At 42.1% G+C, this 11,910-nt stretch carries 12 protein-coding genes; 1 reads left to right on the forward strand and 11 read right to left on the reverse strand.

Going from position 1 to position 11,910, the window contains the following annotated elements; genetic code table 11:
- The first annotated feature begins 134 nt into the window (after positions 1–134).
- A complete protein-coding gene (locus DH10bf12_RS14640) occupies positions 135–335 on the forward strand; it encodes a YrzA family protein (protein ID WP_471735991.1) in 201 nt (66 codons plus the stop codon).
- Between the two features lie 45 nt (positions 336–380).
- Here the strand turns inward: DH10bf12_RS14640 and DH10bf12_RS14645 are convergent, their stop codons facing one another.
- From DH10bf12_RS14645 to DH10bf12_RS14695, 11 genes are all read right to left on the reverse strand, one after another.
- On the reverse strand, positions 381–1,091 hold the full coding sequence (locus DH10bf12_RS14645; protein ID WP_471735992.1) for a YrrS family protein: 711 nt from the start codon (positions 1,089–1,091) through the stop codon (positions 381–383).
- A 203-nt stretch (positions 1,092–1,294) separates the two neighbouring features.
- Entirely contained in the window at positions 1,295–1,771 is a 477-nt protein-coding gene (gene greA / locus DH10bf12_RS14650; protein ID WP_471735993.1) for a transcription elongation factor GreA, read from the reverse strand.
- A gap of 114 nt (positions 1,772–1,885) precedes the next feature.
- Positions 1,886–2,521 carry a uridine kinase gene (gene udk / locus DH10bf12_RS14655; RefSeq protein WP_471735994.1) on the reverse strand — a complete coding sequence of 212 codons (636 nt, stop codon included), beginning with the start codon at positions 2,519–2,521 and terminating at the stop codon, positions 1,886–1,888.
- Between the two features lie 111 nt (positions 2,522–2,632).
- Positions 2,633–3,268 carry an O-methyltransferase gene (locus tag DH10bf12_RS14660; RefSeq protein ID WP_471735995.1) on the reverse strand — a complete coding sequence of 212 codons (636 nt, stop codon included), beginning with the start codon at positions 3,266–3,268 and terminating at the stop codon, positions 2,633–2,635.
- Between the two features lie 160 nt (positions 3,269–3,428).
- Positions 3,429–4,613 carry an endolytic transglycosylase MltG gene (mltG, locus tag DH10bf12_RS14665; RefSeq protein WP_471735996.1) on the reverse strand — a complete coding sequence of 395 codons (1,185 nt, stop codon included), beginning with the start codon at positions 4,611–4,613 and terminating at the stop codon, positions 3,429–3,431.
- A 96-nt stretch (positions 4,614–4,709) separates the two neighbouring features.
- Positions 4,710–4,991: a DUF1292 domain-containing protein gene (locus DH10bf12_RS14670; protein ID WP_404404034.1), complete on the reverse strand. Its 282-nt coding sequence runs from the start codon at positions 4,989–4,991 to the stop codon at positions 4,710–4,712.
- A 10-nt stretch (positions 4,992–5,001) separates the two neighbouring features.
- Positions 5,002–5,421, reverse strand: coding sequence for a Holliday junction resolvase RuvX (ruvX, locus tag DH10bf12_RS14675; RefSeq protein ID WP_471735997.1), 420 nt, complete (start codon positions 5,419–5,421; stop codon positions 5,002–5,004).
- Positions 5,422–5,423: 2 nt separating this feature from the next.
- Complete coding sequence (locus DH10bf12_RS14680; RefSeq protein WP_039810001.1) at positions 5,424–5,690, reverse strand: IreB family regulatory phosphoprotein; 267 nt, start codon at positions 5,688–5,690, stop codon at positions 5,424–5,426.
- Between the two features lie 72 nt (positions 5,691–5,762).
- Entirely contained in the window at positions 5,763–8,396 is a 2,634-nt protein-coding gene (gene alaS / locus DH10bf12_RS14685) for an alanine--tRNA ligase (protein ID WP_471735998.1), read from the reverse strand.
- Positions 8,397–8,715: 319 nt separating this feature from the next.
- Positions 8,716–11,085 (reverse strand): SF1B family DNA helicase RecD2, encoded by a 2,370-nt coding sequence (gene recD2, locus DH10bf12_RS14690; RefSeq protein WP_471735999.1) that lies wholly within the window; start codon positions 11,083–11,085, stop codon positions 8,716–8,718.
- A gap of 12 nt (positions 11,086–11,097) precedes the next feature.
- Positions 11,098–11,766 carry a tetratricopeptide repeat protein gene (locus tag DH10bf12_RS14695; protein ID WP_471736000.1) on the reverse strand — a complete coding sequence of 223 codons (669 nt, stop codon included), beginning with the start codon at positions 11,764–11,766 and terminating at the stop codon, positions 11,098–11,100.
- Positions 11,767–11,910 lie beyond the last annotated feature (144 nt).

An 11,910-nucleotide genomic window follows, 5' to 3' on the forward strand; every position in this document is an offset into this window, starting at 1 on the left:
TATTGTCTTCTGATACAGGATGGACGCTTTCCGCTGCCGGTTGGTGGAGTCTACCTCTTCCGCTCCATTCATCAGCTGTGCAGAAACAACAATCATCTTTAAGATAGTCTAATTGCTAAAACTGGAGGATTAAAATGGGTTTTGAACTGGATTTAATTAAAGACAAAATAGAGTTTTTTGATGCACAATCACTGCAGGAGCTCGAAAAAAAAATTCAAAGACAGATCGAAAACAACCAGGCAATTATGCTGCGTGTTCACGCTGTCAGTCATCAGGCTGTATTCACCCCGGAAGGCAAACCGTATTATACAGCTATCGTACATTTCAGATCATAAAAAAGGTGCTGCGTTTTTACATCGCAGCACCTTTTTTCTATCTGATTATAACTCAACCACTTTTACCGGCTTCCAGCCCTTCTGATCGACCCATTCCATATGGACCTGATATTCAGCCGCTCCTGCACCCGGAGAGGCTACTTTTACTTTAGCTTTCTGTGGGCCACCGTCATTACCTACCCACCAGACTGTCATCGTATTCATATCAAGTCCTGTGGCATAAGCAGCTGCCTTTAATTTCTCGTTCCAATCTACGCTTCCTTCTTCATATGACGATACGTGTTCTCCTGTTTGTTCAGTCCCGACAGGCTTAAATTCTCCATCTGCTGGACGCTCGGAGTCTTCATTTGTATCTGACTCTTCTTTTTTCTCATCCTCTTTCTCTTCTTCTTTCTTCTCTTCTTCTAATTCTTTCTTTCTCTCAGCAGCTTCTTGCTCTTTCTTCTTCTCTTCCTCAGCTGCGGCTTCCTCTGCTTCAGCCGCCTCATCAGAATTGCCTTCGCTGTCATCAGAGTCGATTTCGCTTGCAGTCAGCTCATTTGAGTCATTGCTTTTTTGGTCCTGAGCTCCGGCATTTTCCTGCACCTGTTCTGCAATTGTTTTTTCTTCTGTCTCTGCAGCCTGATTTTCATTATCTCCAAGGAAAATAAATGCTGAAACCCCTGCAATTAAAAGGAATACAACTGCAATGGATGTATTCAGAAATATATTTTGTTTCCTCTTTTTACTTTGGATATCTGATCTCGAATTATTCATCATATCACTCCTCGTTCAACTCTTCCCTCATGAATGAAATCTAAACCAGCATATCATGATCAATAGTACTGGTTACAAGAGCCGCTTTTCCTTATATTAAAACAGGACCTCTGTACTGTACTGAATTTGACGGGGTTACAAGATAAAAGTTACATTCAGAAACAAAAAAACATTCCGGCATTGTAACCGGAATGTCTTAAGTATTAGTTAATTGAAGTGATTCTTACATCCATGTCCCCGCCAGGTGTCTGAACCTTCACTTCATCTCCGACCACTTTGCCAATCAGGCTTTTCGCAATTGGAGAATCATTTGAAATTTTCCCTTCAAACGGATCAGCTTCTGCACTGCCGACAATTGTATAAGACTCTTCATCCCCATCAGGAAGTTCAACAAATGTAACTTTTTTACCGAGCGAAACAACTCCGTCTAAAGTCTGATCATCTTCAATAATTTTTGCATTTCTGATCATCGATTCAAGTGTTGAAATACGTCCTTCTACAAATGCCTGTTCTTCTTTAGCTGAATCATATTCTGAGTTCTCAGACAGGTCACCGAAGCTTCTTGCAATTTTAATTCTCTCTACGACTTCTTTTCTCTTTACGGATTTAAGCTGTTCCAGTTCCTGCTCAAGCTTCTGTTTACCTTCTTCTGTCATTGGAAATACTTTTTCGTTTGCCAAATCCCTTCACTCCTTTAAAAAATGCATGAGCTATTTCATGCTATGTGATTGAAACCCCTTTTATGAAGTATGCTAAAAAGAGGATAAATTATCCTCTCAGCCTTTGCTATCATATTACACAATAGACTTTTGTTCAAGAATTGTTTGAATTTTCGTTACCATCAGGTCAATGGCAACATGATTTTGTCCACCTTCAGGAATAATGATATCCGCATAACGCTTTGTCGGTTCAGTGAACTGATTATGCATTGGACGTACCACATTGATGTACTGGTCAACAACTGAATCAATCGTACGGCCACGTTCATTAATATCACGCAGCATACGTCTGATAATCCGGAGATCTGAATCTGTGTCTACATACAGCTTAATATCCATCAGATTGCGCAGCCGCTCATCTTCAAGGACGAGAATTCCTTCCACAATAATAACATCCTTCGGTTCTACCGGAATCGTCTTTTCAGATCTTGTATGAACAGTGTAATCATACACAGGTTTTTCAATCGCTTCTCTGCTTAAAAGCTGACTGATATGCTTAATTAGCAAATCATTGTCAAAGGCCAGCGGATGGTCATAATTCGTTTTAAGACGCTCTTCATACGGGATGTTGCTCTGATCTTTATAATAGTAGTCCTGTTCAATAATCGCGATTGACTGATCCTGAAAAACATCATAAATCGCTTTGGTTACAGAGGTTTTCCCTGAACCTGATCCTCCTGTAACACCAATAATAACGGGTTTGTTGTTCATTTTGCCGTTAGCTCCTTTCTCATACCTACCGAGTGGACGCAGCGGCTTATTCGCTTGTTCTTTTAAGCGGATCTCTTGCAGCGTCTGTTTTACTTTGTATTATCATAAAGATTATTTTCTTTTACTGATCGACAGGCCGTCACCTACAGGTAAAATAACTGTATGGTAATTCTCATGACTTGCGATCCACTGATTAAAACGATCCAGTTTTCTTAGCATTTGTCTAACGTTCCTGCTCTCTGTTCCATTTTGCTCTGCAACGAGCCCCTTAAATAGAACATTGTCAGTATATACACAGACATCTTCAGAAAAGAAAGGTTCGTATAATTCAAAAAAACGGATATTCTGGCTTTTCGCTGCATCTATAAATACCGCGTCAAACTTTCCGAATTCAGCAACAGCTTCAGACATTTCAAGTGCATCCCCTTCTAGCAGTTGAATGCGGTCTTTATAGCCCGACTTTTGAAGAAACTGCTTTGCCATCTGTGCTCTGAAATCATCTCTTTCAATTGATACAATTTTAACTTCAGGTAATGCCTCAGCTATGCGGATGGCAGAATAACCGATGGCAGTGCCTATTTCAAGCACCCTGACAGGCTGCTGGATACGCATTAACTGGAGTAATGTTTCAATTCCGGACGACTCCATGATCGGTACATCATTTTCCTCAGCAAACCTGGTCAATTCTTCTGCGATATTTGAACGCGGAGGAAAAAACTGTTCAATATATTGATGGACTTTATCCACTGCTTCTCACCTTTTCTGATCTAAGGTTCCATAAAAAAGAGCGTTCACATACATTTCCTTTAGACCGAAATCCGGAAAGTAGTGATAAACGCTAAAATACTTTTTCTATTCTAACATAAAAGCAGAAGGAAAGTGAATGTTCTTTCCTTCTGCCAGTCAATTATTCTTCTTCATTTACACTGTAAATAAATTCTTCTGCTTTTTGTTCGTGTTCTTCAAGCGTTTCAGAATAATACATGGCACCGTCTTCAGCTGAAGTCAGGAAGTAGTAATAATCTGATCTTTCAGGAGAGATCGCTGCTTCAAGAGAAGTAGCACCAGGTGCCGCAATTGGTCCGGGTGGTAACCCCTGTACCTGATACGTGTTATAAGGATCATCAATTTCCAGGTCTTCAAATAATACTCTGTCCTGCCATTCGCCTTTTGCATAGAGAACGGTTGGGTCTGTCTGCAGGGGCATTCCATCTTCTAATCGATTATAGAAGATGCCTGCGATCATCGCTCTGTCAGTGGTGGCTGTTGCTTCTTCTTCAAGAAGAGAAGCCATTGTGATCAATTCATGAACAGACATGACTTTACCGTCTTCCGCGTCTGCCCCTGTATAATCTCCCTCTGTAAATCCTGCCAATAAATCTAAATATGGCGCAACATTATTATTCATCGCATCAACCATCTGGGTAATAATTGTCTCAAGCGATGGGTTTTCTTCATAATACGGATAGGTTGCAGGATAGAGATAGCCTTCAAGTGAACGCTTGATATTCTCACCTTTAACTTCCTCCGTTATTAATGAAGGATATTGTTCCATTAGTGAATTAATAAATGTTTCATCTGTTACTTTTTCCATAAACTCTTCCTGCGTATAATCTGTGTTTTCAGCTATAATTTCACCAATCTCCTCAAGTATAAGACCTTCCGGAATCGTTACATTGAATAGAGGTTCATTATAAATTTTACCCGTTTTCAGGCTTTCTGTTATTTCGCTCAGTGTCATCGCCGGAGTCATATTGTAAGTGCCTGCCTGAAAATCTGTTTCATTATTAAATTTCAAATAGTATTTATATACCTGCGCATTTTTAATAATTCCATTATCTTCAAGCGCCTGAGTAATTCCATCAACAGAAGAACCAATCGGTATTTCAACTGCTACAGCATTCTCATCTGTTTCATCCACCGGTTCAAGCGCTGAACTGATATAGGAATACGCGCCAAGCAGCGCACCTGCTGTGAGGAATACAAACACAATCAACAGGATAAATACAATTTTCCTGACCTGCTTTGCTTCTTTTTTTCTTTCCTGTAAATTCAGCTTCCATTGATCTATTAATCTTGATTTTTCATTCAATCAATTTCCCCCCAAAAACGTCTGCTCATTTTTCCCAATGGTCTCATTATACAATAAAAAGAAGCGGGGGCAAATAGCTGCCCCCGCTTCGTCATTTTATTCGTTTTCTTCTTCGTCAAGGAATGTGTTAAGCATTTCCTCAATCAGGTCCCACTCTTCTTCTGACTCAACAGGCTTTAACTCGCCTTCTGAATTTTCGTCATTTGGCTCAAAAGAAGATGCATGAATTTCAATTTCCTCTTCATCCGTATCCCCAATTGGATAGTATAAGACATATGATTTTTGGAACTGATCAGAATCAAATGTGAATAAAACCTCACATAATACTTCATTTCCCTGTTCATCAATTACTGTAATTTGCTTTTCTCCATGTTCCATTTCAGTCACCTCATCTAGTATTACTGTCCAGATAACCCTGAAGGATCATCACTGCAGCCATTTTATCAATTACTTTTTTTCTTTTGCCTCTGCTGACATCAGCTTCAAGCAACACACGCTCAGCAGCCATTGTACTGAGGCGCTCGTCCCAGAAAACAATTTCGGCATCTACTCTTCTGCTGAGCATATCTGCGTATCTCTGACTGGCTTCAGCACGCGGCCCAATAGAATTATTCATGTTTTTTGGCAGTCCAATCACGATTTTTGACACTTCGTGTTCTTTTACCAGCTCCTGAATCCGCTTGAAGCCGAAAAGCCCTGCTGCTTCATCAATTTTAACTGTTTCAATGCCCTGGGCTGTCCAGCCAAGGGCATCACTGATGGCTACTCCAATTGTTTTGGAGCCTACATCAAGTCCCATAGTTCTCATATTTAGCCCTCTTTATGCTGCTGAAGATAAAACTTCACCAATTCCTCAATAATTTCATCCCGTTCTAATTTACGGATAACATTTCTCGCATCCTGATGACGCGGAATATAGGCAGGGTCACCGGATAAAAGATACCCTACTATTTGATTAATCGGATTGTAGCCTTTTTCTTCAAGAGCCTCAAACACCTGATTCAGGACCCGCTTCACTTCCTGATCGGCTGAATCGTCCCCAAAGTCAAACCGCATCGTTTTATCAAATGAGCTCATCAACAACACCTCACTACGGAATCGCATTCCTATTATCCAACTATTGCTATTGTACACCAGTTGGGGTAAGAATCAAATTGATTTTACCCATTCAGGTACAAATTGCAGCGCTTCTTCTACTTTGGCAGGATCTTTACCACCGGCCTGAGCCATATCAGGGCGGCCGCCTCCCCCACCGCCACAAATTGTAGCGACTTCTTTAATCAGCTTACCTGCATGATATCCCTGATCAATCAGATCCTTTGTGACACCTGCAATGATCTGAACTTTATCGCCATTAACTGCGATTAACACAAGCACGCCGGAACCAATTTTATTCTTTACATCATCAGCCATTGTTCTGAGCGTATTCATATCAGATGCCTGGACTTTTTCAGCTAATACGCTTACGCCATCCACTGTCTGAACGCGGTCCATAATATTTTTCGCTTCAATATTTGAAAGCTTAGCATGCAGTGACTCGTTTTCTCTTTGAACAGACTTAAGATCTGCCTGAAGTCCTTCAATTCGAGTTTCAAGGTCTTTAGGATTTGCTTTTAACAAGACCGCTGAACGATTCAGGACATCAATCTGTTCGTTCATTAAGCGGTAAGCGGATTCGCCTGTAACAGCTTCAATTCGTCTCGTTCCTGCACCGATTCCTGCTTCAGTTGCAATTCTGAACAGGCCAATCTCAGCAGTATTGCCAACGTGACAGCCTCCGCATAGTTCAAGACTGTAATCACCGATTGATACGACGCGTACCTCAGAGCCGTATTTCTCTCCAAACAGCGCCATCGCACCCATTGCTTTTGCTTCATCAATTGATTTAATCGCTGTGCCTACTGAATAGCTTGTCCAGATTTTCTCATTTACAATCTCTTCAATTTTACTCAGTTCCTCTTTTGTAACCTGTCCGAAGTGAGAAAAGTCAAAGCGCAAACGGTCCGGCTCAACCAGTGAACCTGCCTGATTAACATGATCACCAAGGACATCTTTCAGTGCCTGATGAAGCAGGTGTGTTGCAGTGTGGTTTTTAGTGATTTTGTTTCTTACAGAATCGCTGACACTCGCCTTTACACTATCGCCTTTTTTTATTGTACCGTTCCTAACAATACCAGTATGCAGGTTTTGTCCATTAGGTGCTTTCTTAACGTCCTGGACTTCAATGACACAGCTTTCATGTGTAACTGTTCCTTTATCACCAATCTGTCCACCGCTCTCAGCGTAAAAAGGTGTTTCTGCCAGGACAAACTGAATTTGTGTTCCGTTACCAGCTAGATCTGAAAACTCACCGTCTACGACTAGATCTTCAAGTGTAGTAGAATGCTCCAAGCTGTTATATCCTACAAATTCACTCTTTGTATGAATATCTCCCAGAACGCCACCCTGAACCTGCATTGATCCGCTTTCCTGGCGGGCAGCTCTCGCGCGGCTTCTCTGACCTTCCATCTCCTGCTCAAAGCCCTGCTGGTCAACTGTCAGTCCATTTTCCTCAGCATATTCCTGAGTGAGCTCAACAGGGAAACCAAACGTATCATACAATCTGAAGACGTCTTTACCGCTGATTTCTTTTGAGCTATCCGCCTGTGCTTTTTTCATCAGCTCAGTCAGAATCGAAAGACCTTCATTCAGCGTCTCATGGAAACGTTCCTCTTCATTTTTGATAACCTTCTGGATAAAGTCCTGCTTATCTTTTACTTCAGGATAGAAGTCGATCATAATATCCGCAACAACAGGAACAAGCTCATACATAAACGGACGATTAATCCCGATTTGCTTTGCATAACGTACAGCTCTTCTCAGCAGCCTGCGCAGTACATATCCTCTTCCCTCATTTGAAGGCAATGCACCATCACCAACAGCGAATGCTACTGTTCTAATATGGTCAGCAATTACTTTAAAAGCAGTATCTTCTTCATTGTTTTTTCCGTACCGTCTTTTAGCTACAAGCTCAGTTGCTTCAATGATCGGCATGAAAAGGTCTGTTTCAAAGTTTGTCGGTACGTCCTGAACAACACATGCCATTCTTTCAAGACCCATTCCTGTATCGATGTTTTTCTTAGGAAGTGGTGTATACGTATCATCAGCGTTATGGTTGAACTGTGAGAAAACCAGGTTCCAGATCTCAAGGTAGCGCTCATTTTCCCCGCCTGCATAAAGTTCTGGGTCTGTTGGATCATTTCCATATTCCTCACCACGGTCATAGAAAATTTCAGAGTTTGGACCACTCGGACCCTCTCCAATATCCCAGAAGTTACCCTCAAGACGGATAATTCTCTCTTCAGGGACACCTACTTTTTTGTGCCAGATGTCATATGCTTCATCATCTTCAGGATGAATCGTCACTGACAGTTTTTCAGGGTCAAACCCTACCCATTTTTCTGAAGTGAGGAATTCCCATGCCCATTCAATCGCTTCAACTTTAAAATACTCTCCGATTGAAAAGTTCCCCAGCATTTCAAAAAATGTGTGGTGTCTGGCTGTTTTACCCACGTTTTCGATATCATTCGTTCTGATTGATTTCTGTGCATTTACAATTCTCGGATTTGCCGGGATGACCCGTCCGTCAAAATATTTTTTAAGTGTAGCGACTCCGCTGTTGATCCATAATAGCGATGGATCTTCATGCGGTACAAGTGAAGCACTTGGTTCTACATCATGATTTTTTTCCTTGAAGAAATCTAAATACATTTGTCTAAGCTGAGCACCAGACCATTTTTCCATTGTTACTTCCTCCTTTGATCTCCCGAAACGTCTCTGAAAACAGAAAAGGGTCCTCAATCCTACACAGGGACGAGACTATACTCGCGGTACCACCCTGGTTATGGATTGACAACCCATCACTCTAAAGTCGCTTTAACGCAGCAGACGGCAGCTTTTAACTGCACTCCGGACCAGCTTTCGGCAGATGCTTCAGTGAATTCCTTTCAGCCTGGGGGAATTCTCTCTTTAAATGAGCTGATCTGCGTACTTGTTCCTTCTTCGAGATTCATTATTCTATCTGAAATTATATGAAAGATGATCACCGTTTGTCAATTTAACCTTATGAAGTTTCAAGAAAATCGTATGGTGTGACACCTTCCATTCCAATCATCGGGTCTGCTCCACCTTCAAAAGGATCAGCGTCTTCTGACGCAGCTTCACCAGCGAGTCTTTCTTTCAGGGACGTCAGACGCGTCAGGTCATCTTTTCTTTCAACACCGTATCTGAATGCATCTTCTTCACCGCACATAATCAAAAACTTACTGCTTCTTGTGATTGCTGTATAAAGCAGGTTTCTTCTGAGCATCCTTGAATAACTTTTCACAACTGGCAGCACGACAATCGGGAATTCGCTCCCCTGAGATTTATGGATCGAACAACAGAATGCATGGGTGATCTGGTTGAGGTCCTGTCTTGTATAGGTGACCTCGACACCATCAAAAGAAACAAGGATCATATCCTGTTTCTCAGTATTTTCTTTCGCGTAAAAGATCGAAATCACTTCGCCCATATCACCGTTAAACACGTTGCTTTCGGGCTGATTGACGAGCTGGAGGACTTTATCGCCTATCCGGTAGACAATATCCCCCCATTTCAGCTCTTTTCTTGACCCGTCGTCATTCGGGTTCATCAGCTGCTGTAAAAGTGAATTCAATTTGTCAATTCCAGCAGGTCCCCTGTACATTGGGGCTAGCACCTGAATATCCTTTGCAGTATAACCTTTATTCATCGCATTTTTTACGATTTTACCGACAACCTCATCCATCTGGTTGGCTCTGCAGGGGATAAATGAACGGTCAGGATAAGGCTGCCTGATCGTTGCAGGTACTTCCCCTTTTTTCATATGATGGGCAAGCTCAATAATGGAGGAACCTTCTTCCTGGCGGTAAATATCAGTCAGCTCAACTGCAGGCACTTTTTTAGCATCGAGCAGATCCTGCAGCACCTGACCAGGTCCGACTGATGGAAGCTGATCCTGATCTCCTACCAGGATGACTTGCATAGATTCAGGAACTGCCTGCAGCAGCTTATTGGCAAGCCATGTATCGACCATCGACATTTCATCAATGATTAACAGGCGCCCCGCAACCATTCTGTCATCATCCTCTTCATCCATATCCTCCTGGCCGTTGAATCCAAGCAGCCTGTGTATTGTCATCGCCTTTAACCCTGTAGATTCAGTCATCCTTTTTGCCGCTCTTCCCGTTGGTGCTGCAAGCACAATTGGAAACGGTTCATCCTTTGAGTAATTGTCCGGATCGAGCGATAGCCCATGAAGTTCTGCATAAAGCTCTACGATTCCTTTGATGACGGTTGTCTTTCCGGTACCAGGTCCGCCGGTTAAAATCATGATCGGTGAAGACAGGGCCGTCTGTATGGCTTCTTTTTGAGAAGGTGCATATGTGACACCTATCCGCTCTTCAAGATCACCAAGTGCGAGCAGGAATTCTGCTTCGGGAAACTGATCATGCACTTCTGTATTGGAGGTCAGGCTCTCAACACTGGATGCAATACCAACCTCGGAATAATAGAGAGAAGGTAAATAAACTTTTTTGTTCTCACCGACGATCTTTCCTTCTTCATGCAGTTCAACAAGGCTCTTTGAAATTTCACTGTAATCCACTTTTTCCGGCTGATGCTTTTCAAGCAGCTCCTTTACTCTCATGAGCAGCTGCTTTGAATCGGCGTATACGTGCCCTTCCTGCATCGATAACTGGGTGATTGTATATAAACATGCAGCTTTAATCCGGTCCGGGTGGTTGCCTGATAATCCAAGATGTCTTCCGAGTTCATCCGCTTTCCCGAAGCCGACCCCTTCAATATCGTTAACGAGCTGATAAGGGTTTTCTTCAATGACCTCCAACGTTTTTTCCTGATAAAACTGATAGATTTTCATCGACAGCTGCGGGCCGAAACCCCAGTCATTCAACAAAACCATGATCCGCTCAAGACCCTGGTGTTCAATCAGCACTTCATGAATATGATGAGCCTTTTCTTCAGAAAGCTTCGGCACCTCGAATAAGACAGACTCATTTTCCATGATTTTAGAGATCGCATTTTCACCAAGTGTATCTACAATTTTTTCCGCTGTTTTTCTGCCGATGCCGTTAAAAAGATCACTTGAAAGGTAATGGATAATGCCCTGCTTCGTTTGAGGTAATTCCTTTTTAAAGCGTTCAGTAATGAACTGAGGACCAAAACGCGGGTGCTCTTTTACTTTCCCGAAAAAGATATATGTATCCTCTTCCTGCATGGAAGGGAAATGACCAGTAACGACCATTTCCTTCTCAGCATTTGCGATATTAGTGTCAGATACACGGATCCTTACTACTGAATACATGTTATCTTCATTATAAAAAATAGAAACGATCAGCGTTCCTTTAACATATAATTCTTCTTCAGTAAACAGATCCGTCTGCTGACGTTTCATGAAAGACTCCTCCTATTCGTTGCCGAGTGACTGCTGAATAATTTTACGACCATTTAAAGCAAGATAATGATCCGGCTGTACTTCGATCGCCTGTTCAAAACATTTAAGTGCTGCTTCGGCATCTTCTTCAAAACCTGCATACGCAACTCCCAGATTGTACAGGGCATCTGCATGTTCAGGGTCAAGCTCCACCGCACACTTTAACTGATTTACTGCTTCAGTTCCGTGCTCCAGCTTTGCAAGCGCGAGTCCATACTGGAAATGAACCTCAGCGTCTTCAGGAGAAAGCTCTGAAGCTCTCTGCAGGTAAGGGACTGCCAGCTTCGTCTGTTCATTATTCATCATTGACATACCGAGCATAAAATAAGCATCGTGGTCTTCAAGACCTGCATTGATTGCTTTTTCATAGAGCACTGCCGCTTCATTAAATCTTTCTTCAGTGTAATACAGGTTAGCAAGTGCATAATACGCTGCGCCGGCTTTTTCATCGAGCGTAATGGCTTTTTGATAAAAGCGCTCAGCTTTTTCCACTTCATTAAATCTTGCGAGTACATTACCGAAATTAATATAGGCTGCCGGGTCTTCCGGATTTTTTTCTATCTGTTCGTTCAATTTTTTAAGCGCTTCTTCAAGTTCACCTTTTTGGATGAGTTCAATTGCCTGTTCATTTAAAGATTTCATAACGGTCTCCTTCGTATTGATTTGGGCTTAGTATATCATAAGGCACAAAAAATGACCTGATGTGAAGGCATTTCACAAAAGGTCATTTTTATTTTATTAACTCTGCCAACACTGGCTGATGATTTCCGCTTCAGGGGGACGCTT

Source organism: Jeotgalibacillus sp. 10bf12, from assembly GCF_055597105.1.

Coding starts and splice junctions, on each gene's coding strand:
- DH10bf12_RS14640 (WP_471735991.1), top strand. CDS start 135: ATGGGTTTTGAACTGGATTTAATTAAAGACAAAATAGAGTTTTTTGAT.
- DH10bf12_RS14670 (WP_404404034.1), bottom strand. CDS start 4,991: ATGGAACATGGAGAAAAGCAAATTACAGTAATTGATGAACAGGGAAAT.
- ruvX (WP_471735997.1), bottom strand. CDS start 5,421: ATGAGAACTATGGGACTTGATGTAGGCTCCAAAACAATTGGAGTAGCC.
- recD2 (WP_471735999.1), bottom strand. CDS start 11,085: ATGAAACGTCAGCAGACGGATCTGTTTACTGAAGAAGAATTATATGTT.
- DH10bf12_RS14645 (WP_471735992.1), bottom strand. CDS start 1,091: ATGAATAATTCGAGATCAGATATCCAAAGTAAAAAGAGGAAACAAAAT.
- udk (WP_471735994.1), bottom strand. CDS start 2,521: ATGAACAACAAACCCGTTATTATTGGTGTTACAGGAGGATCAGGTTCA.
- alaS (WP_471735998.1), bottom strand. CDS start 8,396: ATGGAAAAATGGTCTGGTGCTCAGCTTAGACAAATGTATTTAGATTTC.
- DH10bf12_RS14680 (WP_039810001.1), bottom strand. CDS start 5,690: ATGAGCTCATTTGATAAAACGATGCGGTTTGACTTTGGGGACGATTCA.
- DH10bf12_RS14695 (WP_471736000.1), bottom strand. CDS start 11,766: ATGAAATCTTTAAATGAACAGGCAATTGAACTCATCCAAAAAGGTGAA.